The organism is Megasphaera sp. SC8-1, from assembly GCF_024436295.1.
GTDB lineage: Bacteria > Bacillota > Negativicutes > Veillonellales > Megasphaeraceae > Megasphaera > Megasphaera elsdenii.
Genome location: NZ_JANFQH010000011.1, coordinates 80,774 through 106,061, shown reverse-complemented (window position 1 = coordinate 106,061; position 25,288 = coordinate 80,774). Strand labels below are relative to the sequence as shown.

Here is a 25,288-nt window from a genome sequence, read left to right as displayed (position 1 = left end):
CTATCATCTTCACAACCAATTTTTTTCTATTTCCCGCTGCAGCCCTTCAAACATGGCGATGTACTTTTCTTTGCTGTCCTTGATGATATTATTGGCAATTTCTTCATTATAAGAATTGACTACATTGTTCCGGTCCCGCAAGGCCTCCAGCCAGCAATCCTCATCGTCAATCAGATTTGCCTGATAAGCCATCTTGATAATCGTCCGCGGTGACCCTATCTTATGCTGGCTATAGCCATTATTTTCCAATACTTCTTTCATGGCTTTCCAAGCCTGTTCAAAACAGATTTCATAAAGAGAAACCATTCCCGTTTGGACGACCGTCGAATAAGGTGGTATTTCTTTTTGTATTTCTTTGAGATTATTCAAGGCTTTGCAGAAATTCTCATACTTTTTCATATATAACGACTCCTTCCCGTTGGATAGCGGCTCGCAGTTCAGGCTGGACCGGTTCATCTAAATCGACGACATCGAACATGAGCAGTGTCGGGATGACCTCATCGACATCGAGAGAAAACCGCGTGACATCTCCACCGCAGACATCCAGGTCAATATCGCTGCGTTCCCAATTATCGCCACGGGCACGGGAGCCAAAAAGAATGACCTTTTGAATATCGTATTGTTTAGCCAGAACGATGATGCCCTCTAAAATCGGCTGCGCCAAATCCATCGTGTTTCCCCCTTTTTATATCAATTATAGCATGAAAAAAGGGCTTGTCGCACGTGCGACAAGCCCTTTTTAGTGGTTCGTTGTTATAGTGGTTCGTGGCTCGTATAATGGCTCCCCTTATAGGGGAGCTGTCAGCTACAGCTGACTGAGAGGTTAAACCTCTCCGGCCCTTCGAGCCACCTCTCCTAACAGGAGAGGCGGCCCGCCCTCTGGGACGGCCCCTACGAAGCCACGAACCACCGAACCACGAGCCACTAAATTTTACATCTTGCTGTGGTCCATCTGGCCATTCATTTGACCGTTCATTTGGTCATGGTTCATCTGGCTATGGTCCATCTGACTGTGGTCCATGGGCATATTACCGTTCATCTGCATCTGCATGTTGTTCTGTTTCGGCGGGACATAACCTGCGAGCTGCGGGTCAGCCATGCCGAAGACCATGGCTAAGTGCGTGAACAGGACGAAGAGAATCATGAGAACGATGTGTTTCTTGATCTTTGCCGTCGAGTCGGAGCTCTTAAAGATAATGCCCAATTCCTGCAAGAGGATGAGGACGGCTGGGATGACGCCTAAGACATAAGCCCAAATAGAAATATAATCAATCGGGCCGCGCCACTGGATAGTCGGCACATACGAGGTGACGATGTACACGGTGGCGACAATGAAGAAGACGCCTAAGATGAGTCCGCAGACGTGGCTCAGGCTGTCCCATTTTTCACTGCGGCTGTCCTTGTAGAGCAAGGAAAAAGCACCAGACGCTAAAATCGTTTCAGCCAATACCATCGGTACCAGCATGAAGAGAATCAAGAACCAAGGTTCATGGAGCGATAAGAGTTCCATGTAGTGAGTCATTACCATATTGTTTTCCCCCTTTGATTAGAACGGCTTACTGTTGTTCGCTATAGGCAGGGCAATCTTGACGGCCCTGACAGCCGCGCTGGCCATCGGCCCGGCAGCCGCGGCGCGGTCCCTGGCAATAACCATTTCCAGTATAGCAGTTATCGTGGTCATCATAGCAGGCCTGCGGCCCCCGGCAATACCCGTTACCGTTGTCATAACATGTATAGCCCGGGCCGTAAGTCCCTGACGATGAACCTTCTGAAGCAGCTGGTGTGGCTGCAAAGGCGGAAAAACCGGCAATTACGACGAGTGCCGCCAATCCGGCTAGGATTTTTTTCTTCATCATGAAAACCTCCTTTGTAGTACCCCTCTGTTTATGCTTTTACTATACCAGAGACGTGCGAAAAAGATGTGGAGGAAATGTGAAGAAAATGTGAAGATTTCCTTAGCCTAAGATGACATTATCGATGAGGCGCGTCTTGCCGATACGGACGGCAATAGCCAAGAGGCTTTCCTGATCGACAGTCTGGATCGGTTTCAAAGCCGGGAAAGAGAAGAGATCGACGTAATCGATAGAAGCCATCGGTTCAGCCTGGATTTCCTTGGTGACGATGGATTTCAGCGTTTCTACGTCTTTTTCGCCGCCTTCATAAGCTGCTTTAGCTTTGCGCAGGCTGCGGGACAAAACCAAGGCTGCCTGTTTTTCTTCCGGCGAAAGGTAAGCATTGCGCGAGCTCCGGGCCAGACCGCTTTCTTCACGGACGATGGGGACCATATTGATGTGGACCGGGAGGTTGAGGTCGCTGACGAAACGGCGGACGACGACGACCTGCTGAGCATCTTTCTGACCGAAGAAAGCTTCATCGGCACGGGTGATGTTCATCAATTTCGTAACGACCGTAGCGACGCCGCGGAAATGGATAGGACGCTGAGCCCCGCAGAGTTTATGGGTAATGTCGCCGTCGACGTTGACATACGTGCAATAACCTTCCGGATACATTTCCAACGGTTCCGGATGGAAGACGGCATCGACACCGACGCTTTCCAACTTCTGGCAGTCTTCATCGAAGCGGCGCGGATAAGCGTCATAATCTTCGTTCGGGCCGAACTGGGTCGGGTTGACGAAGACCGAAGCGATGACGACGTCGCATTTGGCTTTGGCAGCCCGCATCAAGGTCAGATGACCTTCGTGGAGAGCCCCCATGGTCGGGACCAGACCGATGACCTTACCAGCTTTTTTCTGTTCACTAGCAAATGCCTGCATTTCTTTGACAGTACGGAAAATTTTCATGATATTAAGACTCCTTTGGAATATAAATTAATGAGTAGGAACACTCGATTTATCGACAGACAGGGCCCGTGCCTTTTCTTCGGCTTTTTCATCGCGGCGCGAGAAGAAGTTGGCAATAATGGACCCGGAAATATTATGCCATACGCTGAAGATAGCACCAGGAATCGCCGCTGCCGGGTTGAAATATAAGACAGCCAGGGACGCAGCCATACCGGAATTCTGCATCCCCACTTCGATGGCTACTGTCCGGGATTTACGCGAATCGAGACGGAACAATTTGGCCATACCGTAACCCAGGGCCAGGCCAAAGACGTTGTGCAAGATGACGATAGCCGCCATAAGCAGACCGACATCGAACAGGCGCGATGCGCTGAGGGATACGACACAGCCGACGAGGATGACGATGGTGACGACGGAAATGACGGGCATGGCCGGCAGGACCTTTTCGACGCGGCTGGCAAAGAAATGATGAGCTGCCAGGCCGAGCAGGACCGGTACCAGGACCATTTCCGCAATGGAAATCATCATGGACACGAAGGAAACGTGGATCCAGGCGCCTGCCAGGAACCAGGTCAGGGTCGGCGTCACAATGGGCGCCAAGAGCGTCGTCGACATGGTCATCGACACAGACAGGGCTACATCGCCTTTAGCCAGGTAGGAAATGACATTCGATGCCGTCCCGCCCGGGCAGGTCCCGACGAGGATGACGCCAATAGCCAGTTCCGGCGGCAGGGCAAAGAGACGGACCAAGGCCCAGGCCACGAAGGGCATGATGATGAACTGGGCGACGACGCCAATGAGGACTTCCCACGGCCGCTTGAAGACGGTCTTGAAATCCTGAACGGTCAAGGTCATGCCCATGCCGAACATGACGATACCCAGGAGCCAGCCGACATAAGGCTTGACCCACTGCAGGGTCTGCGGCCATACAGCGCCGACGATACCGATGAGGACGACGAAAATGGCCATGTTGTTTACCAGAAAATCACAACACTTTTTCAACCAAAAAACCTCCCTATTGGAATCTGGGGCAAAAGAACAAAAAAACACCTTCCGGCACAGACCGAAAGGTGTCTAAGCGACAAAAATCCATAGTGCAGGTGAAATCTGTAACAATCCCACCTAATCCTTTCTGTCTCGGTCTGAATCAGATCCAAGCAGATGACAAAACCATCTTGAGAAATATCAGAAAAAAGTATAACTCACACCAGGTGATGCTATCTTTTGCCTCGGCCGTATCATACCATATTTAGGAACTCGATGCAATGGCCTTTCTCGCTCATATTGTTTGTAACTATAAACTTTCCTATTTTATAATTTTATAAGTTATATTCATCAATTCACGCCAAAAAATGTGCATTTCAGGTCGCGTTGAATATTTAAGCAAAAAATCACGCTATAATAAGATTGCCAATACAAGTGCTTCCCTATCACGAACAGAAAGGAGGTATCCTATGCGGAAAAAAGTCATCTTTCGCCTTGTCGGTGGCGGCATCCAGGTCGAAGAAATCAATCATATCCTCTTCGTCGAGAGCAACGGCCACGTCCAACAAGTCCATACCGTAGATGGCTCCATGCTGGAAACGCGCCAGTCCCTGCTGGCCATGCTGCAGACCTTTGAAACCCTCGCCCCCGGCCAGTTCGTCTCTCCCGGAAAAGGTTACATCGTCAACCAGTCCGCAATTCACATCATAAAGAGCGAATACATCGAAGTGAAGGGACACAAAATTCCTCTGGCCAAACGGAAATATCGCCAGTTCCAGGAAGATTATTTCAAATTCATCTTCAGCAAAGATGCATAAAAAATCAAAAAAAGCTCGTATTTCATCAGGTTCTATTTTTGTACGCAAAAATAGGGTCGGGGACGAATTTTAATGCAGAAAGGAAGCGAAAATATGAATAGGATATTTAAAGTCATATGGAGTAAAACAAGAAATTGTTACGTCGTAGCCTCGGAATTAGCCAAAGGCCGCACCAAGGCCTCCAGCACAGGAGACAAAACCAAACGCCTGGCCCTGGCCGCCATCACAGCCCTCATGCTCCTCCCGGTCGGAGGATTTAGCTATGCGGCGGATACGACCAAGGTAGAGCCGGCATCTGGCACGTCTACAGCGCCCGTGGAAGTATATACCAAGGCAGGGGCCGATGATACTTTCGTGAAAAAAGGTTCCACCAATGGCCAGAGCCTGACCATTGGTGCCAGCGAGTCCGAAATTCTTTCTACTCATCAATATGTGACCGGTGCGCAGACTACGTATGATGGACAGAATGGACAGGTTGTCACTCAGGCTACCGGGGGCAAGTCCTCCATCAGTTTAAAAGTCGGAAATTCAGAAGACTTAACTTATAATTTTACGAATTATTCTGAGGTAACAACCACAAAAGATGGAGGAACTACTTTTACCTACCATTATGAAGGTGGCGCGCAGACTATTGATGATAAAACTACTATCAAAGGTAATACTGTTACCACGGGCAGAGTCACCGCTTCCAATGGTGTCGTAGATGGAACAACCACTGAAGGGGTCTCTGTTAAGAAGACTAATACCGTGGGCCAGAACCTGAGCGCCCTGGATGACCGCATTACTGCCGTTAAGGACTATGTACTGAATGAAACTGGGAAGAATTATGTGAGCAAGACTGATGCAGCGGTACAGGATGGGGCCGTGGTGAAAGCAGATAAGACCATCGGTGAGAATGTAACCAACCTGGACGCCGCCCTGGCCAAAGAAACCGCCGCCCGGATTGGGGCTGACAAGGCCCAGGATGCAGTCATCCAACAGGTGAACCAAAACGCAGCCAATGGCATTGCAACGCTGGCTACTGCCTACAACAACGAAGTGGCAAGCCGTGAAGCAGCTAACAACGAACTGAATGAACGGATTACCAACGAAGCCAATGCAATCCACGAAACCACGAATAAATTGCAGGGTGACCTGAATACGGAAACGACTGCTCGTGAGGCGGCCGATACGGCGCTGGATACCCGGATCACCAATGTGAAGGAGTATCTGGAAAAACAGACTTCTGACAAGTATGTGAGCAAGGATGATGCCGCCGTACAGGATGGAGCCATCGTGAAAGCGGCCAACACCATTGGCAAAAACGTCACCAACCTGGACGCTGCTCTGGCCAAAGAAACCGCCGCCCGGATCGGGGCTGATGCAGCCCAAGACAAGGTCATTGAACAGGTTAACCAGAATATGGTGGATGGGTTCAATACCATCAATACCAATATGGCCAATGGGTTTGCGGCTCTGAACGCAGCCGACGCCGCCGAAAAAGAAGCCCGCATCGGGGCTGATAAAAAACTGGCGGAAGCCGTGAACAGCGGCCTGAGCCTAAGCGAAGACAACGTGCTGCAAAAGAACACCACTGCCATTGATGACCAGGGCAATGTGACCACCTCCAAGACCGGTGCCAAGGAAATGATCCTGAACAAGGGCAATGACAACCAGATTACCCTGAACGATAAGGGCATCAAAGTAGGCCTGAACAGCACCGTCCAGGACGCCAACGGATTCTATGCCGGCGGCGATACTGCCGCGGCGGCCAAGGCCGCCCTCAACGCGGACGGCAGCATCAAAGGCGCCGATGGCAAATTCACCGTGGATACCGCTGGCAACGTGGCAACCAAGGGTGGTTCCATCAAGACCAATGGCGGTGTAATCCAGACCGGCGGCGGAAATATCAACACCCAGGGAGGGGCACTCCGTACCAACGGCGGTAATATCAATGCAGGCAGCGGTACCATCACCGGAAATAAATTGACAGATGGTGTAGCTTCTCTCCAGAATGGAAATCTGACTACAACCGGCAACATCAATGCCCATGATATCGTTGCGACAGGAGATATTTCGGGTAAAGCCATTACCGGTACCAGCCTGAATACCCAGGGCGGAGACATCAACGGCGGCGCTATTACAGGCACCACCATCACCGGCACTACCGGCGCTTTCGGTTCCCTGATCACTACCGGCAATGCATCGGTAGGCGGGACCCTCTCTTCCAATGGTCTGACCAATACCGGCAATGCAACCACCGATACACTGAAGGTCAATCATAATGCTACCGTAGGTGGCGATCTGGCAGTGACTGGGGACATCACCGGCAAGAGCCTGAATGTTGGGACTGGGGCTATCAGCGGCGGCCAGATTACCGGCACCGGACTGGATGTAGGAGCCGGCACAATCAAGACCACCGGCGCAACGGAAACGGGAACGCTGAAAACCACTGGCAAAGCTGAAATTGGCGGAGACATGACCGTTACCGGCAATACGGAAATGAAAGGCAACCTGGATGTGAAGGGTAATCTTTCTGTAGAAGGCGAATTTAACGCCAAGACTCTGTCCAGTAAACTGGATGAAAACAACTATACCACCATCAACGGTGGAAAGACTCAGTCCATGAATCTGAAGATGGATGCGGCAACGGGTGAAACTAAGGCCAGTGCCTCTACCTTCGATGAAAATGGCAGCAATACCTGGGCGAAAGATGATGATTCCATCGGCAAGAGCACTGTTACTGCCGACAGCATCAGCCAGAAACTTTCGAATACTGGCGATAACCCGACGGCGTATGCAGAATCCACTATGAGCCATGGTACGGACAACAAGTACACCATGACTGATACCGTAAAGGACGGGGACAAGACCAACGTGGCCTTCCAGTCTGCAACGGAATCTAGTGATGTGGTGACGGATGCAAATGGCAATACTTCCACCTTCCGCCAGAGAGTAGACGCCATCCTCCAGGAAATGAATAACGCAGACAATACGAAATCCTCTTCGGTAGAACAAAAATTGGACAGCATCAACAGCAAGGTGACTGACGGGACCAACACCACTTCGATGGAACAGGGAACGACGGATATTACCAATAAGGCGGAACAGGGAACCATTTCCAACATCGCCAAAGATCTGGTGAACACCGCTACCGGCAATATGACCAATACCGTAGGCGGCAAGATGCTGAACGATGTGACCGGCGACATGGAAAACAAAGTGGGCGGCGAACTGAAGACCACCGTAACCGGCAAGGTCACGGAAGATTACAAGTCCGACCTGAGCACGAAGGTGGGCGGCGACGAAACCCATGCGGTAACGGGCAACCAGACCACCACGGTTTCCGGCAACCGTACCGTCAATGTGAAGGGCACCGAAACTGAAAACTTCAATGCCCTGGAGACCAACGTCAAGACCGACCAGAAGACCTCTGTGGGCGGCAACCAGACTACCATCGTAACCGGTAACCAGACCAATAATGTCAGCGGCAGCAAGACCGAAACTGTCAAGGGTTCTGTAACTGAGAAGTACGGCAGCCAGGCAACTACCGTTGATGGCGACCAGAGCACGAACATTGGTGGCAACCAGACTACTGTGGTAGCCAAGGATCAGACCAATACGGTCAGCGGTAACAAGACTGAAACCGTGAAGGGTGCCGTGAACGAAACCTACGGCAGCCAGACCACGAAAGTCAATGGCGACCAGAGCATGACAGTAACCGGCAAGCAGACCAATAGCATTACCGGTGACCAGGTCAACACCATCGGCGGCAGCCAGACTACCACGGTGACCGGCGATGTAACGGAAGACTATAAAGCTAACCTGAGCACCACGGTAGGTGGCAATCAGACCACGACTGTAACTGGTGACAGCAGCCTGACGGCAGAAAACATCACCAACGAAGCGAAGAACAAGATTACCAACAAGGCTATCGATGTAGAAACCGATGCTTCCAGCTCCATCGTCAGCAAGGTTTCCAACGATGCAGGCTCCAACACTTCTACCCAGCTGTCCTATGAGACTAAGGAAGAAATGAGCCAGGCCGATGGCAAGACCGCTTCCTATCTCCGCGGTGTAGCAGAAGAAAAATCCCAGCTCACCGATGTGGACAAGAAGACCACCATCGACACCATTGCTGGTCAGACCAACACCAACATTACGGACGGAACCAATACATCCAACGACTTGCAGAAAGCCGATCAGATAGCTTCCTCCGTCACCGACGGCACTAACACCACGGTTGTGAACCAGGATGCCAAGAGCCTGGCCTCCTCCATCACCGACGGGACCAAGGCCAACAACACCAACAACACCGTGGACAAATCGGAACAGCTGATCAAAGCCAACGATACCCAGTACAGTGCCACCACCAAGACGGCCACCAAGATGGAAGATGCCCTGGTAAGCGGCAGCAACATCATTGACGTCATTAAGGATCTCGATGCTGCAGGCAACCCGCTCATCAGCAGCGCCGTAACGGATGGCACCACCATTACTGGTATCAGCCAGAATGCAAAGGATATTAACCTCAGCGCCGCTGGCGGTACCATCACCAATGATGCCCAGAACATCACCAACAAGGCTGCCGAAACCCTGAGCAATAGTGCCAAGAACATTGCCAATACGACGACGGAAGATATGACCAATACCATTGGCAAGAATCTGAAGACGACTGTTGGCGGCGATATGAGCACCGAAGTAACAGGCAGCCAGAGCACGACTGTTAAGGGCAATCAGAGCAATACCGTTGAAGGAACCCTGACGGAAACCGTGACTGGCAAGGCTACAGAAAACTACAATGGCGGACTGGAAACCACCATTACTGGTGAGGAAAAACACACGGTCAACGGCAACCAGACCAACAATATCACTGGGAACCAAACCAATACCATTGGCGGAGCCCAGACCACCACGGTAACTGGTGACAGCAGCCTGAGTGCCCAGAACATCACCAACACAGCTTCCGAAAAGATTACCAACCAGATTGGTGATGGCTCTGCTGTGAAGAGCGAAATGACTGCTGATGGTATCACCAATACTGCGGAAGGCGGCACCATTTACAACAAGTCGAAAGATATTCTGAATGAAGCTTCCGGCGACATCCTGAACTTTGCTGATGGAGAAATTGGTAACGTAGCCACTAAGATTACTAATATTACCGGCGATAACACAGTGACCAGTGATACCAATGGTACTACCTTCGAAAATAAGGCACACAATACGGCCATTAAAGAAGGGACTGTCACAAAGACCACCATTTCTGGCAACACGATTGAAACGGGTCAGGCTACGATGGATTATGCCGAAGTCATGAAGGACCTCGGTGTCCATGGCAATGCAACGGTTGATCAGAAACTGACTGTCAAAGGCGATTCGGACCTGCAGGGCAATGCAAACGTTGGCAAGAACTTAACTGTCAATGGCATATCTGACCTGAAAGGCAACGTCACCATGGAATCCAACGCTACGGTTCAGAAAGACCTGACTGTAAACGGGACAACGACGACAAATAAACTTGTCGTCAACAATGGCGCAACAGTTACTGGCGGCACGACGACGGATACGCTCCACGTCACCAGCTCGTCCACCTTCGATGGCGCAGCTACCTTTAAAGATGTAGTCACTATGGAAAAAGACCTCAGTGTTGGCGGCAACGCTACGGTTGCTGGCAGCATGACCGCTTCTTCCTACAAGGTCGGTGACAAGACTTACATCAGCGAAAGCGGCATCAACGCCAACAATCAGAAGGTTGTCAACGTGGCAGCCGGTGACCTTTCGGCCAATAGCACGGACGCCGTCAACGGGGCCCAGCTCTATCAGACCAATGAACGCGTCACGGGCGTTGAAAACAAGGTCAACAAGCTGGACAGCCGCGTCGACAAAGTCGGGGCTAACGCAGCGGCACTGGCCAACCTGCATCCTCTCGAATTCGATGCTGATTCCAAGTGGAACATTGCAGCTGCCGTCGGCGGTTACAAAGGCGAAACGGCTACGGCCATCGGCGCCTTCTACCGGCCGAATGAAAACGTCATGGTCAATGTTTCGTCGTCCTTCGGCACTGGCGAAAACATGTATGGCGGCGGCATTTCCCTCCGCATCGGCCAGGGCGGCAACAAGGCAAGACGCAACGCCACGAACGGCTTGACGGAACGGGAAAAAGCGATGCAGAAACAGATCGATTCCCTGACCAGCCGCCTCGATGCCCTCCTGTCGGTCATCAATCCGAATATGTCCAAAGACTTCCCGGACGTTCCGGAAAACCACTGGGCCTATGAAGCCGTAAGCCGCCTCGCTGGCAACGGCGTCATCCAGGGCTACGAAGACGGTAAATACCACGGCGACCGTACGATGACCCGCTACGAAATGGCAGAAATCATCTACAACGCCCTCTCGAAAGGCGCCAAAGCCGAAAAGAAACTGGTAGAAGAATTTAAACCAGAACTCCAGGCCATGGCCGCACAGAAAAAAGCATAGCGTAAAAAAAGGGCTTGTCGCACGGCGACAAGCCTTTTTTCCTCCTCCTTGTATTTTTCTTCATTTTAGCCTATAATAATGTCAATTATTGGCATATTATGTTCCTGTAGATGAAACCAACGTTGCGAATTTTAAATTTTATAAGTTAAAGGAGGATGGAGAGAAAATGTCGATTCAATTGTGTATTGTCATCTTATACATCATTTTATTATTTGCCATTTCTTTCTATGTCAAACGCCGGGCCAGTCAGAACCCGACGGAGTATTTATTTGCAGGCCGTCACTTTTCTTCAGGCCTGGTCGCCGTCAGTATCACCGGCATGGCCGTCGGTGCGGCTTCGACAGTCGGCGTCGCTGAAAGTGCGACGAAAATCGGCCTGGCTGCGGGCTGGTACAATGCGGCCTGGGCTATCGGCGCCATCGTCATGGGTTTCGTCGCTGCCGGCAAGTATCGTTCCCTGAACTGCACGACGATTCCGGAACTCTTTGAACGGAGTTACGACAAAAAAGCCCGCATCATCAGCGTCATCGGCTTGTCCCTGATCATGATCTGCATCACGTCCCTGCAGTACGTCGCCGGCGGTTCCATTTTACACGCCCTCATGCCGGACATCTTCTCCATGCACGCCGGCATGATCACCAGCGCTATCGTCTTCGTCGGCATCACGGCCATCGGCGGTCTCTGGTCCTCCGGGTTATCCAATATCCTCAGTGTCACCGTCATTTATCTCGGCATCATCTATTCCCTGGTCCGCATCCTTCTCCGCGACGGCGGTATCAGCGGCATCAACGCCGCTCTGCCGGCAGCGGACTTCAACTGGTTTTCGCCCATGGGCGGCTTGTCTTTTGCCGTCCTCATCGGCTGGATCATCGTCATGACGACCCAGGCCATCACGGCCCAGGGCCCGGTCCAGATTGCCTGCGGTGCTAAGAATGCCAGCGCCGCCCGCAAAGGCTTCATCCTCGGCGGCCTGCTCATCTTCCCGATCGGCTTCTTGTCGGCTATTCTCGGTCTGGCTGCGAAAGCCCAGTTCCCGGGCATCAACCCGACCATGGCCCTGCCCCAGATCATCATGAGCCTCGACCCGTTCTCGTCAGGTATGACCCTGGCTGCCCTCTGGGCGGCCGATGTATCGACGGCCTGCACGATTCTCCTCGGCGCCGGTACCCTCATCTCTCAGGACATTTTTAAACGTTTTATCAAACCGAATATTTCAGAAATGAGCTATGTCAAAGCCAACCGCCTGATCATCCTCATCATCGGCGCTGGTACGCTGTGGCTGGCCTTCAATGCCGTCGGCATCGTCAAAGTCATGCTCATCGGCCTGAGCCTGACGACGGCCTTCACCCTGGTCTTCCTGTGCACCATGTTCTGCCCGTCCCTGTGCCGCAAGAACACGGCTTTCTGGACGACCCTTGTCGGCATCATCGGACTCTTTGCCTGGCAGCTCTGCCCGCAGATTCGCATTCTGCCCCACGTCATTTACTTTGAATGGGTCATCTGCATCATCACCCTCCTCATCGTCCGCCTCGTAGATAAAACACCCATCAAGATGCCGGAGTTGAAGGAGTAGCAACTAGCAGCTGACTGCTAGTTGCTTGTAGGGGCCGTCCTGTCAAGGCGGCCCGCTTGTGGGAATCCCGTTGAATTGTGGCTCGTGGCTCGTGGCTCGTGGCTCGTGGCTCGTGGTTAGGAGCTCGCAGCCTGTAGGCTGCATCGTAGGGGCCGTCCTGTCAAGGCGGCCCGCTTTTGGGAATCCCGCTGAATCACAGTTCGTGGCTCGTGGCCCGCTTCGGGATATGTACGATTTCTCCAGCAAGTTAACCGTAGGCGGAAGATTCGTACATCCCCAGGAGCGGGCGCCCCACGTGGTCGTCCCTACGAAATATGAACAACGATAAAGGGCTTGTCGCTTGCGACAAGCCCTTTACTTTTTTCCATAAAATAGGTATAATAATAAATATAAATTTATTTTTATTCAATTTCTGGAGGGGATTGTATGGATACGAAAAAATTAGGTGCTGCTTTACTTACGGGTGTCTTGGCTGCGTCCATGCTGGCCGGCTGCGGCAGCGACAAGAAAGATACTGCCAACGATGCGAAAAAGCCGCTTCGCGTCGCCACCAATGCGACGTTCGTTCCTTTTGAATTTAAGGACAGCGACGAATCGTCGGAATACAAGGGTTTTGAAATGGATCTGATCCGCGCCGTCGCCAAAGAAATGGGCCGGGACGTCGAATTTAACAACATCGCTTTTTCGGGCATCATCCCCATCATTCAGCAGGGTGACATGGATATTGCCGCCACGGGCATGACGGTGACCAAGGAACGGGCACAGAAAGTCGCCTTTGCCGCTCCGTTCTACGAATCGAAACTGGTCATCCTGACGCCGAAGAACAGCAACATCCATTCCGTAGCCGACCTGCAGGGCAAGCAGATTGCCGTCCAGATTGGTACGACTGGTGCCAAATACGCGGAAGAACAGGGCTATACAATCAAACAGTTCGACAATAACTCCGAAGCCATTATGGAACTCCAGGTCGGCGGCTCGCCGGCAGCTATCCTCGACAAACCGGTTGCCGATTACTTCCTGACCCAGGACGGCAAAGGAAAATTCGATGTCATCGACATCCCCAATATCAAGCCGGAATACCTGGCCTTCGCCATCAACAAAGACAATAAAGAATTGTTGAAACAAGTCAACGACGCTATGGCAAAACTGAAAGAAACAGGCGAATTCCAGAAAATCTACAAGAAATGGTTCAACACCGATATGCCGAACCTCCCGACCAGCTCGGATGAAGTGTTGAAATAAGTAATAAAAAAGAGGCTGTCTTAATGCGACAGCCTCTTTTTTTTATCACTTGCTCAAATCGAGAGAGCGTACTTTTTCACGGAGCGGCAGGACCGACGGTGGGCTGACGGAGAGTTCGTCTACGCCCATGCGCAGGAACGTTTCGGTCAGTGTCAGGTCTGCACCAAGTTCGCCGCAGATGCCGACCCAGATGCCGGCTTTATGACCGTTTTCGATGGTCATCTGGATGAGCTTGAGGACAGCCGGATGATGGGGATCGAAGAAGGCATCGAGCTTGGTCTGCTGACGGTCGATGGCCAGGGTGTACTGCGTCAAGTCATTAGAACCGATGCTGAAGAAGTCTACTTCTTTAGCCAGTTCTTCACTCATGACGGCAGCGGCCGGCGTTTCGACCATGATGCCGATTTCCATGTCCTTATCATAGGCAATACCTTTTTCATCCAATTCCTGACGGACTTCATTGAGGATTTCTTTGCACCGCTGTACTTCCCAGACGGAAATGATCATCGGGAACATGATGGCAATCTTGCCATAAGCCGAAGCGCGCAGGAGGGCACGAAGCTGCGTCTTGAAGAGGTCGACGCGGGTCAGGCAGATGCGGATAGCCCGCATGCCCATAGCCGGGTTTTCTTCCGGGTCGAGCTGGAAGTAGTCGACTTTCTTATCGGCGCCGATATCCAGGGTACGGATGACGACGGTTTTGCCGCCCAAAGCTTCGGCCGCCTGTTTATAGGCTTCGAATTGCTGGTCTTCTGTCGGATAATCGCTGCTTTCGAGATAGAGAAATTCACTGCGGAAGAGGCCGATGCCTTCGGCATCGTTAGCCAGGACCTGAGGCAGATTGCCCGGGTTGCCGATGTTGGCATAGAGATTGATCTTCTTGCCATCTTTCGTGACCGTCGGGACACCGCGGACCTGTTCCAGGGCGGCGACGCGCAGTTCTTCTTCTTTCTGTTTCTGCTTCATGGCAGCCATCGTTTCGTCATCGGGGTTGATGTAGACCGTACCCGTCGTACCGTCGATGATGGCCGTCATGTTGTCGACGTCATTGTGGAGCTGTGTGCCCGTGCTGACGACGGCGGCAATGCCCAGCGTGCGGGCCAGGATTGCCGTATGCGAATTCGTGCTGCCTCCCGAGGTTACGAAACCGAGAATCTTATCCGTATCGAGCTGCAGCGTTTCGCTGGGAGCCAGGTCGTCAGCAGCAATGATGACGTGGTCATAGTTGCTGAAATCGATGCCAGGGCCGCCACAGAGCTGCTGTTCGACACGACGGGAAATATCCAGGACATCAGCGGCACGAGCCTGCATATAAGCGTCTTCCATGGAACGGAACATTTCGGCAAATTCCTGGGCCGTCTGGTCGACAGCCGCTTCAGCATTCATTTTTTCATCGCGGATTTTCGTTTCGATGCCTTCGACGTAATCGTCGTCATCGAGCATCATCTGATGGACTTCAAAGACAGCCGCTTGTTCTTCACCGACTTTATCTACAGCCTTGACATACAAGTCCTTGAGCTGGCCAATAGCTTCTTCGCGGGCTTTCTGGAAGCGGGCGACTTCAGCTTCGGCATCATCAATAGGCCGTACGGCCGTAGAAATCGTATTGCGATGGAACAGTGCCAAGGGTCCGATGCTGATACCGGAGAAGACACTTTTACCTTTTAACGTCAGCATGTACTTTCCTCCTCAAAGAATTAGAAGTTTTCTTTCAAGAAGGCTTCTACAGCGCTAGCTGCCTGTTCTTCGTCTGCGCCTTCTACCTGTACTTTAATCGTTTCGCCCTGTTTTACGCCAAGGGCCATGATGGTGAAGATTTTCTTCAAATCGCCTTTGCGGGCGCCTTTGAATACGCTGATGTTGGATTCAAATTTCTTCGCTTCTTTAACCAAAAGGCCAGCCGGACGAGCGTGGATACCCTGGGGATCGGTGACAACAAATTCGAATTCTTTCATGACAAATTCCTCCTTTTAGGAAATATAAAATAGTGAGATAAATCTATATTATATAGTGTATACGATTTATAAAGATAACGCAATTAGTCTTGCGGACGTTTTTTGCGGAAAATACCGAGCAGGATAGCTGCGACGATGACGCCGGCGACTAAGGCTGCGATATACATAGGCCAGTTTGTGATGACGCCGAAGACGAAAATGCCACCGTGCGGAGCCGGAAGAGTGCAATTAAAGAGCATGGAAAGAGCACCAGCAACGGCTGCGCCAATAGCGCAGGGCGGGATGACATGGACCGGGTCCGATGCGGCGAAAGGAATAGCCCCTTCGGTAATGAAGGACAGGCCCATGATGAAGTTGGTAATCGTCGACTGGCGTTCTTTCGGCGTGAATTTGCCTTTAAAGAGGAGCATGGCCAAGGCAATAGCCAGAGGCGGAACCATGCCGCCGACCATGACCGAAGCCATGATGCCCGAGCTGACAGCCTGACCGCTGGCACTCATGAGGGATGCCGTGCCGAAGACGTAAGCCGCTTTGTTGATCGGGCCGCCGAAGTCGATGGACATCATGCCGCCGAGGATGAAGCCGAGGACGATGCGGCTCGACGTGGTCATGCTGTTGAGGACATCAAAAAGCCAGGTATTGAAGATGGACGTCGGCGGATTGATGATATAGGTCATGATGACGCCGATGAGGACCAGGCCGAGGACCGGATAGAAGAGGATGGACTTCGTGCCGTCCAAAGCTTCCGGCAGATGGGACAAGGCTTTTTTCAAGAAAATGATGAGGTACCCTGCAATGAAACCAGCAAAGAGGGCGCCGAAGAAACCGGATCCGCCTGTCGTCGCCAGGAAGCCGCCGACGATACCGGGCATGAGGGCCGGCCGTTCGCCGATACTCATGGCGATATAGCCTGCCAGGATCGGCATCATCATGCTGAAGGAAAGGCCACCGACGTTCTTCAGGAAGGCAGCCAGCGGTGTGCCGCTGCCGAAGTTGGCCGCACCGGCGTTGTCCATATCGAAGAGGAAGGCCAGGGCGATGAGGATCCCGCCGCCGATGACGAAGGGAAGCATATGGGATACGCCGTTCATCAGGTGTTTATAAATCTGGCGGCCGACGCTTTCTTTTTCAGCGCTTTCGACGTCGACAGCTTCCGACGAAGAATCATTGCCCTGATAAATAGGAGCCTTGCCGTCGAGGACGGTCTGGATGAGTTCTTCCGGAATCTTGATACCGTTGGCGACTTTCGTGAAGATGACCGGTTTGCCGGCAAAACGCTGGACCGGTACGTCTTTATCGCAGGCGACGATGACGCCGACAGCGCGGTCGATATCGGCCTGGGTCAGGTGGTTCTTGACACCGCCGGAGCCATTCGTTTCGATTTTGATGTCGACGCCCATAGCAGCGGCCTTATTTTCCAAGGCTTCTGCCGCCATGTAGGTATGGGCAATGCCCGTCGGGCAGGCTGTAACGCCGATGACATAAGGACGATCCGACGGAGCTGTCTTTTCCGGTTCTGCCGGTGCTTCTTCTGCAGCGGCTTCTGCGGCAGCTTCGGCTTCTTCTGCTGCGACCTGTTCCGATTCGGCCTTATCGATGATAGCCAGGTATTCTTCCGGCGTCTTGGCCTTCATCAGGTTGTCGCGGAAATCGTCGTCCATGAGCATACGGCTCAAACGGCTCAATACTTCCAAGTGGACGTTGGCACCGCCAGCTGGAGCGGCGATGAGGAAGAACAGGTGAGCCGGTTCGTCGTCAAGGCTTTCGTAGTCGACGCCGTCGCGGACGATCATCGAAGCCAGACCCGGTTCGTTGACGGCTTCCGTCTTGGCATGGGGAATAGCGATGCCTTCGCCGATACCCGTACTTCCTTCCTGTTCACGAGCCAGGACGCGCTGTTTGTACAGCTCTTTGTCGTTCAGGTTGCCGCCGGCAGCCATGAGGTCGACCAGGTGGTCGATGGCAGCGGCCTTGTCGGCTACAGACGCATTGAGGTCGATGCTCTGTTTCTTGAGTAAATCTACAATACGCATTATTTCTCTCCTTCTCTTCTCAACTTTCTACACAAAACTACGTGTTTCTTTATAAGGCCGCGTATACTTCTTTGATATCGTCTTCCGTAGCCAGCCATTCATGGAAAGCCGAAGCACTACCGGCGCTGATGCCCATTTTCAGGGCTTCGTTGAGGTCGCCTTTCGACGCTTCAAAGCCGGCCAGGAAGCCAGCGACCATGCTGTCGCCGGCGCCGACGGAGTTGACCAGCGTGCCATTCGGGGATTGGCGGCGGTATACCTGGCCGTCTTCGCCGAGGAGCAGGGCGCCGTCGCCGCCGAGGGAGACGAGGACGTTGCGGGCCCCCATGGCCTGGAGCTGTTTGGCGCAGACCGTGATTTCTTCATCCGTATGGAGGTCGACGCTGAACAGTTCGCCTAATTCAAAGTTGTTCGGCTTGATGAGGAACGGTTTATATTTGATGACATTCTTCAAAAGGTCGCCCGTAGCATCGACGACGACGCGGATTCCGCGGCCCTGGAGGCGTTTGAGGATCTGTTCGTAAATATCATCGGGGATATCGCTGGGAATACTGCCAGCCAGGACCAGCGTGTCGCCGGCTTTGAGGGCATCGATCTGAGTCAGCAGGGCCTGCAGTTTTTCTTCCGAAATATGCGGTCCCATGCCGTTGACAGCCGTTTCGTCATCGGCGCTGACTTTGAGGTTGATGCGCGAGCAGCCTTCATCGAGGACGATGAAATCCGTATCGCCGCCATTGGCTTTAGCCAGCCGTTCAATTTCCCGGCCCGTAAAACCGGCGATGAAGCCGAGCATCTTGGACGGGATGTGAAGGTTCCCCAGGACGAGGGATACGTTGATGCCCTTGCCGCCGGGATAAATCATTTCCTGTTCGGCGCGGTTGATGTCACCGGCCGTAAAGGTCTTCATGTGGACGACATAGTCTAAGGATGGATTGAACGTAACTGTATAAATCACAGGATATGCACCTCCGTAATCTGCTGATACGGCCGGTAGTCGATGTGCTCTTCGGCCTTTGCCGTAATCAGCGTAACCATTGATAAATCTGCAAAAGTAATGTGCGAAGATAAACCGAATTTACTGGAATCGGCCAGGACGAAGCGGTCCAGGCACTGGCCGACGGCAGCGCGCTTGCAGACAGCTTCTTCATCATCTGGCGTCGTACAGCCGGAATGGGGGGCGATCCCATTGGCTCCGAAGAACCCTTTGGTGAAATGATAGCGGCCGATCATGTCCCGCATTTCGCTGCCGACAATGGCTTCCGTATCGCCTTTGACCCGTCCGGGCAGGATATAGATGCGGCTGCCGCTGCGCCCTAATTTCTGAGCCAGCGGGATGCTGTTGGTCACGAAAGTCGCTTCGGACCCGGCCAGGAAATCGGCCATCTGCTCTGTCGTCGAACCGGCATCGAGATAGACGAAATCATCTTTCTTGATCAGGCTGGCCGCATACTGGGCGATGCGGCGTTTGTCGCTCATATGGATGGAATATTTATCCTGCAGATTTTCCATATCCGCTTCATACGAAGAATCATCGCGCAACGTCGTGGCCCCGCCATGGACGCGGCGCAGACGGCCTTCGCGGTCCAGCGTGAGCAAATCCCGGCGGACCGTCGATTCGGAAATGTTCAGAAAACTTACTAAGTCCTGGACCGAAACGGCACCGCTCGTATTGACAAGACGCATGATTTTTTCATGTCTTTCTTCTGTCAACATCGTATCACTTCCCTTTTATCCTCCTTTGGCCTCATTATACCGTTATATTCAATCAATTTCAATCAAATCCAATCATTATAATCAAAAAGCAATCATTTTCATTCATCTATGCGCCCAGCTCATTAAGTGATTTTATTCACATTTGTAGTAGGGCCGTCCCAAAGGGCGGCCCGTTGTGGGAATCCCGCGAAATGCTGTTCGTCGATATCATTATTCGCCGGCCGCAAAGCCATGCCTCATGGACCAGTTGGGTATATCTTCCATTGTTCACAACGGGACGCCTTAACAGGACGTCCCCTACGCACAAGGCCACAGGCCGTGAATGATTTACCGCTTTCAGCGATGGCGTTCATCGTTCGTCGAAAAAAAGCTGCCGCATAAGCGACAGCTTTTTTCATTGTAGGGGCGACCACGTGGGGCGCCCGCTTCAGGATATGTGAATTTTCCAATCATTTTTCTAGGAGAATCCCCCAATTCCCGAACGGGTCGCCCACGTGGCACCCCTACGATGAACGATTATCCCCGCGCTTCTGCGACCCTGGCGATGCCGTGGCGGGTGCGGTATTTCAGGAAAATCATCAAGGCCAGGGCAGCGACGAAGGCGCCGACGAAGAAGTACAGCGTCACGGCGTAGCTATTGGTATTTTCTTTGATAAGTGACAGGACCAGGGGACCGGCGACGCCGGCAGCCCCCCAGGCCGTGAGGATACGGCCGTGGATGGCGCTGAGGTATTTCGTGCCGAAGAGGTCGCTGAGATAGGCCGGCATGCACGAGAAGCCGCCGCCATAGCAGGAGATGATGAGCAGGACCAGGACCTGGAAGCTAAAGGCGCTGGTAACGCGGGCCAGCTGCCAGAAAGCCAGGATTTCGATAAGGAAGAAGAGGACGTATGTAGCCGAGCGGCCGAGGTAGTCGGATACGGTCGCCCAGGCAATGCGGCCGGCACCGTTCATGAGGCCGATGAGGCCGACCATGGAAGCCGCTGCCAACGGCGACATGCCGACGACGTCCTGGGCCATCGGCGAGGCGACGGACAGCAGGGCGATGCCGCAGGTGATGTTGGTGAAGAAGAGCCACCAGATGGCGTAGAACTGCCAGGTCTTCATGGCCTGGCGGACGGTAAACTGCGGCTGGGCGTCGGCATATTCGACAGTTCCTTCTTTTTCGGCCTTGGCCGGGACGTCACCGGCAGCAGGCGATGCCAGGTAGAGCGACGAAGCCGTCATGATGACCATATAGACGCAGCCGAGGATGATGAAATTGGCGACCAGGCCGAAATGCTGGACCAAGAGCTGCATAGCCGGGCCGGCAATGAGGCTGGCAAAGCCGAAGCCCATGATGGCCAGACCCGTAGCGAAGCCCCGGTTTTCCGGGAACCATTTGACCAGAGTCGATACGGGCGTGATATAGCCCGTTCCCAGGCCGATGCCGCCGATGACGCCGTAAAAGGCGTAGAGCATGGGCAGGCTGTGGGCGTAGAGAGCTGCTGCCGTACCGAACATGGCCGTGACGAAGCAGGTCATCGATAAGAGGCCCGATTTACGGGGCCCGATTTTCTGGACAAAACTGCCCAAAAAGCCGGCCGACAAACCGAGGAACAAGATGGCCAGGGAAAAGGTCCACGTCGTTTCCTTGAGGGTAAATCCCATGGATTCCATAATGGGCTTGGTGAGGACGCTCCAGGCATAGACACTGCCGATACAGAGGTGGAGCCCCATGGCAGACAGGGCGATGAGCCAGCGATTTCGTTTCATTAGACAACACTCCTTGTGAGGAGCCAGGCTGGCGAAAAAAAATACCGGCCGCCTGGCTCAAGAATATGTAGCATACTCTTGCCCAGACGGTCGGCATGAAAGGGTCCGTACAGTTCACGTGGTGACTCCACTTGATTCCGTCAGTCCTGTACGGATCTGCTGATGCGTTTATTATACGAATATGGACAGAGATTGTCAATATCCTTTTTTAGGCGGCCGGCGAAAAGGGAACGTAAGGCTGGCTGGAAACAGCCGGCTTACTTGTCTTAGCCGTATCCGCTTTGGCAGCGGTCTTCACCGTCGTCTTAGCTGCCGTTTTAGCCACTGTCGCAGCCGTTGTCTTTACGGCCGTATCTGCTTTAGCAGGTGCTTTGGCCGCAGCCGTAGAAGCTGCCGCCGTGGCTGCTTCTTTCTTCTGCTGGGAAGCTAATTCAGCAGCCTGGGCCTGTTTTTCCTTGATATCCGACAAGGTCTGGCCTGCCGGTGCCTGGCGCAGGATATAGACGTTTTCTGCCGGTTCGACCGGTTTCAGTACGGAGAAGCCATAGCTCATGAGTTTCTGGGCATCGCCGAAGCGGTCGTCCGAATTCATGATAGAGGCGATGACGGTCCGGCCGTCCTGCGTAGCCGATGCGACCAGACAGGGACCGCCGGCATTGGTCGTACCGGTCTTGATGCCGTTGGCACCGGGGAAGCCGCTGGTCAGGAAATAGTTCGTCGTCGTGCAGTGCTTGGAGCCGCCGTTGATATAGGGCATGTCGTATTCACTGTGGCTGACCATATCGCGAAATTCCGGCAGTTTCATGCCGTAAGCGGCCATCGTCGCCATATCGCGGGCTGTCGAATAGTGGTCGCTGTCCGGCAGGCCATGGGGATTGGCGAAATGAGTATTCGTACAGCCCAGGGCGGCTGCTTTTTCGTTCATCTTGGCGACGAAATCGGCCTGACTCGGCGTAACCGTTTCGGCGACGGCAATGGTGGCATCACAGCCGGATACAGTCATCATACCGGTCATGGCATTGCGCAGGGTGATCTGGTCGCCCGGGTCGATACCCAGGACGGACGCATCGCTTTCGATATCGTAGACATCTTTCGTAATGTTGATAGGCTGATCCAATTTACCCTGTGCCTTGCCCAGTTCGACGCCGAGGATGCAGGTCATGATTTTCGTCGTGCTGCCCGGATAGGCCCGGTCATCGGCATTTTTCGCATAGAGCGTGTCGCCTGTATCGGCATCCATGACATAGGCAGCATGAGCACTGATTTCAGGCGGCTGCGGTGTATCGGCAAAGACAGCAGCCGATACGGTCAGGCAGGCCGCAGCGGCCAGACAGAGGATTTTTTTCAAAGACATAGCGTACACTTCTTTCTCTATAAGGGATTTTTCGCAGCCATCTTTGGCTTGCGGGGATATTTATTGGGGCTTTCCTTTACTTTTTCGATATAGAGGACAGCGCGGACATCGTCCAGGCCCGGCAGGCGGACCGGCCGGACTTCGGCGACTTTGCCGCCCAGGATCTGCAGGGCTTTTTCGCCTTCCGCCAGTTCTTCTTCATACTGGGCCCCTTTGAGGGAAACGAAATAGCCGCCGGTCCGGACGTAAGGCAGGGCCCATTCGGCCAGGATGTTCAGGCGGGCCACGGCCCGGCTGGTGACGATATCGAAGGCACTGCGGTATTCCGGTTTATGGGCCATTTCTTCAGCCCGGCCGTGGAGGAACGAAGCGGTCAGTCCCAAATCACAGACGACCTTTTCCAGGAAAGTCAGCCGCTTCTGCAGGGAATCGAAGAAGGTCACCTTCAGATCCGGCCGGTAAATGAGCAGGGGCAGGCCGGGAAAACCGGCACCGGTCCCCAGATCGAGGACGCTGGCGCCATCTTTGAAATAAGCCGGGTCATAGCAGGACAGGCTGTCGGCCATGTGCTTGATGGCGACGCCTTTCGGATCGGTAATGGCCGTCAGGTTCATGACCTTGTTCGTTTCGACTAAAGCTTCGTCAAAGGTGCAGAACTGTGCCAGCTGGCTTTCTGATACGCTGAGGTCCATGGCCTTCAGGGCCTGTGCTAATTCACTGCGAAACATGATTTTTTTCCTCCCGGCTGTGCTGTTCCAGTACGATGAGCAGGGCCGTGATATCCGCCGGCGAGACGCCGGAGATACGGCTGGCCTGGCCCAGGGACAAGGGCCGGATTTCGTCGAGTTTCTGCCGGGCTTCGGCCGACAGGGTATCGATATCGGCATAGACGATGTCGGCAGGCATCTTCTTCTGTTCCAGGCGGTTCATCTTTTCAACCTGTTCCATCTGACGGCTGATATAGCCTTCGTATTTGATCATGATCTCGATTTCTTCTTCCACATCGGCAGCCAGTTCCGGCAGGTCGAAGACCGTCCGCAAGGCTTCATAATCGACATCATTGCGGCGCAGGAGGTCATAGGCCGTAATAGCCGTGTGAATCGGTGCCGTACCCAGGCGTTCCAGTTTTTCCAGGTTGGCCTTGGACGGCGTGACCGAAATCTCTTTCAAGGCGGCAATGCCCTGTTCGATAGCCTCTTTCTTGGCCGTGAAACGGTCGTACCGTTCCTTCGTGACCAGGCCCAAATCGTAGCCTTTCTGAGTCAGGCGCAGGTCGGCATTATCCTGGCGCAGGATGAGGCGGTATTCGCTGCGGCTGGTCATGATGCGGTACGGTTCATTCGTGCCCTTGGTGACCAAGTCGTCGATGAGGACGCCGATATAGGCTTCAGAACGGGTCAGGATGAACGGATCCTTCCCCTGTATCTTCAAGGCCGCGTTGATGCCGGCCATGAGGCCCTGGGCAGCCGCTTCTTCGTAGCCGCTGGTGCCGTTGGCCTGGCCTGCCGAGAAGAGGCCGGAAATCTTCTTCGTTTCCAGCCATGGTGTGAGCTGTGTCGGATCCAGGCAGTCGTATTCGATGGCGTAACCAGGACGCATGATCTTGACATCTTCCAGGCCCGGAATGGTCCGCAGGAAGGCGTACTGGACGTCAGCGGGCATGCTGGTGCTCATGCCCTGGACGTACATTTCTTCCGTCGATTCACCTTCCGGTTCGATGAACAACTGATGCCGCTTCTTATCGGCAAAGCGGACGATCTTCGATTCGATGGACGGGCAGTAACGCGGGCCGATGCCGGTGATGATGCCGTTACACATCGGCGCCCGATCGAGGTTGTCGCGGATGATCTTATGCGTTTCTTCATTGGTGAAAGTCAGCCAGCAGCATTCTTTGTTGCGGTCCTTGCGTTCCGACAGGAAAGAAAAGGCATGGCCGTCTTTATCGCCCTCCTGTTTGGCCATTTCGTCCGTCCGCAGGGTGCGGCGGTCGACGCGGGCCGGCGTCCCTGTCTTGAAGCGCATGAGCTTGAGGCCCGCCTTGAGGAGCGACCCCGACAGGTCTTCGGCCGAGCGCTGGCCGATGGGGCCGCCGGAATAGGTGCAGGTGCCGATGATGATTTTCCCCTTGAGGTAGGTCCCCGTCGCCAGGATGACGCACTTGGCTTTATAGACTTCGTCCAGTTCCGTCCGGACCCCGATGACGGCGCCGTCTTCGACGAGGAGATCCGTAATCATGAGCTGCTTGACATCGAGGTTTTCCTGGTTTTCCAGGGTCTTGGTCATGGCCAGCTGGTACATCTTCTTATCGGACTGGGCCCGGAGCGAATAGACAGCCGGTCCCTTGCCGGTATTGAGCATCCGCATCTGGAGGCAGGTCTTATCCGTATTGATGCCCATTTCCCCGCCCAGGGCGTCGATTTCCCGGACGAGATGGCTCTTGCCCGGACCACCGACGGCGGGATTACAGGGCATGAGGGCAATATTATCTAAGTTCAACGTCGCCATCAGGGTCTTGGCGCCCAGACGGGCACTGGCCAGGGCCGCTTCGCAGCCGGCATGACCGGCACCGATGACGATGACATCGTATGTATCGACTACAAACAT

General features: G+C 53.5%; 19 protein-coding genes and 1 riboswitch. Of the genes, 4 read left to right on the top strand and 15 right to left on the bottom strand.

All coding sequences use genetic code 11. The annotated features are described in order from the left end of the window. Positions 1-9: 9 nt before the first annotated feature. The 6 genes from NOS26_RS04095 to NOS26_RS04070 all read right to left on the bottom strand — a co-directional run bounded on the left by NOS26_RS04095 (position 10) and on the right by NOS26_RS04070 (position 3,803). Positions 10-399, bottom strand: a complete 390-nt coding sequence (locus NOS26_RS04095; RefSeq protein WP_022498244.1) for an HI0074 family nucleotidyltransferase substrate-binding subunit — start codon at positions 397-399, stop codon at positions 10-12. Continuing rightward, positions 386-670 (bottom strand): nucleotidyltransferase domain-containing protein, encoded by a 285-nt coding sequence (locus NOS26_RS04090; RefSeq protein WP_255917327.1) that lies wholly within the window; start codon positions 668-670, stop codon positions 386-388. Before NOS26_RS04090 ends, NOS26_RS04095 begins: the two co-directional genes overlap by 14 nt. A 261-nt stretch (positions 671-931) precedes the next feature. Beyond that, positions 932-1,528, bottom strand: a complete 597-nt coding sequence (locus tag NOS26_RS04085) for a DUF6803 family protein (protein WP_255917326.1) — start codon at positions 1,526-1,528, stop codon at positions 932-934. 28 nt (positions 1,529-1,556) lie between these two features. After that, the gene (locus NOS26_RS04080; protein WP_255917325.1) at positions 1,557-1,856 is read right to left on the bottom strand and encodes a hypothetical protein; all 300 of its coding nucleotides are present in this window, start codon (positions 1,854-1,856) and stop codon (positions 1,557-1,559) included. A 99-nt stretch (positions 1,857-1,955) separates the two neighbouring features. After that, the gene (gene panC / locus NOS26_RS04075; RefSeq protein WP_255917324.1) at positions 1,956-2,801 is read right to left on the bottom strand and encodes a pantoate--beta-alanine ligase; all 846 of its coding nucleotides are present in this window, start codon (positions 2,799-2,801) and stop codon (positions 1,956-1,958) included. 27 nt (positions 2,802-2,828) lie between these two features. Then, complete coding sequence (locus tag NOS26_RS04070; protein ID WP_255917323.1) at positions 2,829-3,803, bottom strand: bile acid:sodium symporter family protein; 975 nt, start codon at positions 3,801-3,803, stop codon at positions 2,829-2,831. A gap of 452 nt (positions 3,804-4,255) precedes the next feature. On the opposite strand from NOS26_RS04070, the gene NOS26_RS04065 reads away from it, so the two are divergent. The 4 genes from NOS26_RS04065 (at position 4,256) to NOS26_RS04050 (ending at position 13,874) form a co-directional block, all read left to right on the top strand. Then, on the top strand, positions 4,256-4,603 hold the full coding sequence (locus NOS26_RS04065; protein ID WP_014015488.1) for a LytTR family DNA-binding domain-containing protein: 348 nt from the start codon (positions 4,256-4,258) through the stop codon (positions 4,601-4,603). Positions 4,604-4,696: 93 nt separating this feature from the next. After that, positions 4,697-11,059, top strand: a complete 6,363-nt coding sequence (locus NOS26_RS04060) for an ESPR-type extended signal peptide-containing protein (RefSeq protein ID WP_255917322.1) — start codon at positions 4,697-4,699, stop codon at positions 11,057-11,059. A gap of 166 nt (positions 11,060-11,225) precedes the next feature. Continuing rightward, a complete protein-coding gene (locus tag NOS26_RS04055; RefSeq protein ID WP_014015486.1) occupies positions 11,226-12,632 on the top strand; it encodes a sodium:solute symporter family protein in 1,407 nt (468 codons plus the stop codon). 426 nt (positions 12,633-13,058) lie between these two features. Next, entirely contained in the window at positions 13,059-13,874 is an 816-nt protein-coding gene (locus NOS26_RS04050) for a basic amino acid ABC transporter substrate-binding protein (protein WP_014015485.1), read from the top strand. 45 nt (positions 13,875-13,919) lie between these two features. On the opposite strand, the gene ptsP is transcribed toward NOS26_RS04050, so the two are convergent. From ptsP to mnmG, 9 genes are all read right to left on the bottom strand, one after another. Continuing rightward, entirely contained in the window at positions 13,920-15,551 is a 1,632-nt protein-coding gene (gene ptsP / locus NOS26_RS04045; protein ID WP_014015484.1) for a phosphoenolpyruvate--protein phosphotransferase, read from the bottom strand. A 20-nt stretch (positions 15,552-15,571) separates the two neighbouring features. Further along, positions 15,572-15,829, bottom strand: a complete 258-nt coding sequence (locus tag NOS26_RS04040) for an HPr family phosphocarrier protein (protein ID WP_014015483.1) — start codon at positions 15,827-15,829, stop codon at positions 15,572-15,574. An 83-nt stretch (positions 15,830-15,912) separates the two neighbouring features. Then, positions 15,913-17,862: a fructose-specific PTS transporter subunit EIIC gene (locus tag NOS26_RS04035; protein ID WP_255917321.1), complete on the bottom strand. Its 1,950-nt coding sequence runs from the start codon at positions 17,860-17,862 to the stop codon at positions 15,913-15,915. Between the two features lie 49 nt (positions 17,863-17,911). Next, positions 17,912-18,817 carry a 1-phosphofructokinase gene (gene pfkB, locus NOS26_RS04030; protein WP_036205058.1) on the bottom strand — a complete coding sequence of 302 codons (906 nt, stop codon included), beginning with the start codon at positions 18,815-18,817 and terminating at the stop codon, positions 17,912-17,914. Next, entirely contained in the window at positions 18,814-19,575 is a 762-nt protein-coding gene (locus tag NOS26_RS04025; protein WP_014015480.1) for a DeoR/GlpR family DNA-binding transcription regulator, read from the bottom strand. Before NOS26_RS04025 ends, pfkB begins: the two co-directional genes overlap by 4 nt. A gap of 516 nt (positions 19,576-20,091) precedes the next feature. Continuing rightward, positions 20,092-21,330: an OFA family MFS transporter gene (locus NOS26_RS04020; protein ID WP_014015479.1), complete on the bottom strand. Its 1,239-nt coding sequence runs from the start codon at positions 21,328-21,330 to the stop codon at positions 20,092-20,094. Positions 21,331-21,403: 73 nt separating this feature from the next. Beyond that, a riboswitch (ZMP/ZTP riboswitch) is annotated at positions 21,404-21,488 on the bottom strand. A 50-nt stretch (positions 21,489-21,538) separates the two neighbouring features. After that, on the bottom strand, positions 21,539-22,684 hold the full coding sequence (locus NOS26_RS04015; protein ID WP_014015478.1) for a D-alanyl-D-alanine carboxypeptidase family protein: 1,146 nt from the start codon (positions 22,682-22,684) through the stop codon (positions 21,539-21,541). A 17-nt stretch (positions 22,685-22,701) separates the two neighbouring features. Next, positions 22,702-23,412 (bottom strand): 16S rRNA (guanine(527)-N(7))-methyltransferase RsmG, encoded by a 711-nt coding sequence (rsmG, locus tag NOS26_RS04010; RefSeq protein WP_255917320.1) that lies wholly within the window; start codon positions 23,410-23,412, stop codon positions 22,702-22,704. After that, a complete protein-coding gene (gene mnmG, locus NOS26_RS04005; RefSeq protein ID WP_255917318.1) occupies positions 23,399-25,288 on the bottom strand; it encodes a tRNA uridine-5-carboxymethylaminomethyl(34) synthesis enzyme MnmG in 1,890 nt (629 codons plus the stop codon). Before mnmG ends, rsmG begins: the two co-directional genes overlap by 14 nt.

Coding starts and splice junctions, on each gene's coding strand:
- NOS26_RS04050 (WP_014015485.1), top strand. CDS start 13,059: ATGGATACGAAAAAATTAGGTGCTGCTTTACTTACGGGTGTCTTGGCT.
- ptsP (WP_014015484.1), bottom strand. CDS start 15,551: ATGCTGACGTTAAAAGGTAAAAGTGTCTTCTCCGGTATCAGCATCGGA.
- mnmG (WP_255917318.1), bottom strand. CDS start 25,288: ATGTTTGTAGTCGATACATACGATGTCATCGTCATCGGTGCCGGTCAT.
- NOS26_RS04035 (WP_255917321.1), bottom strand. CDS start 17,862: ATGCGTATTGTAGATTTACTCAAGAAACAGAGCATCGACCTCAATGCG.
- NOS26_RS04095 (WP_022498244.1), bottom strand. CDS start 399: ATGAAAAAGTATGAGAATTTCTGCAAAGCCTTGAATAATCTCAAAGAA.
- NOS26_RS04015 (WP_014015478.1), bottom strand. CDS start 22,684: ATGTCTTTGAAAAAAATCCTCTGTCTGGCCGCTGCGGCCTGCCTGACC.
- panC (WP_255917324.1), bottom strand. CDS start 2,801: ATGAAAATTTTCCGTACTGTCAAAGAAATGCAGGCATTTGCTAGTGAA.
- NOS26_RS04065 (WP_014015488.1), top strand. CDS start 4,256: ATGCGGAAAAAAGTCATCTTTCGCCTTGTCGGTGGCGGCATCCAGGTC.
- NOS26_RS04060 (WP_255917322.1), top strand. CDS start 4,697: ATGAATAGGATATTTAAAGTCATATGGAGTAAAACAAGAAATTGTTAC.
- NOS26_RS04085 (WP_255917326.1), bottom strand. CDS start 1,528: ATGGTAATGACTCACTACATGGAACTCTTATCGCTCCATGAACCTTGG.
- NOS26_RS04090 (WP_255917327.1), bottom strand. CDS start 670: ATGGATTTGGCGCAGCCGATTTTAGAGGGCATCATCGTTCTGGCTAAA.
- NOS26_RS04025 (WP_014015480.1), bottom strand. CDS start 19,575: ATGTTGACAGAAGAAAGACATGAAAAAATCATGCGTCTTGTCAATACG.
- rsmG (WP_255917320.1), bottom strand. CDS start 23,412: ATGTTTCGCAGTGAATTAGCACAGGCCCTGAAGGCCATGGACCTCAGC.
- NOS26_RS04080 (WP_255917325.1), bottom strand. CDS start 1,856: ATGATGAAGAAAAAAATCCTAGCCGGATTGGCGGCACTCGTCGTAATT.
- NOS26_RS04020 (WP_014015479.1), bottom strand. CDS start 21,330: ATGAAACGAAATCGCTGGCTCATCGCCCTGTCTGCCATGGGGCTCCAC.
- NOS26_RS04040 (WP_014015483.1), bottom strand. CDS start 15,829: ATGAAAGAATTCGAATTTGTTGTCACCGATCCCCAGGGTATCCACGCT.
- NOS26_RS04055 (WP_014015486.1), top strand. CDS start 11,226: ATGTCGATTCAATTGTGTATTGTCATCTTATACATCATTTTATTATTT.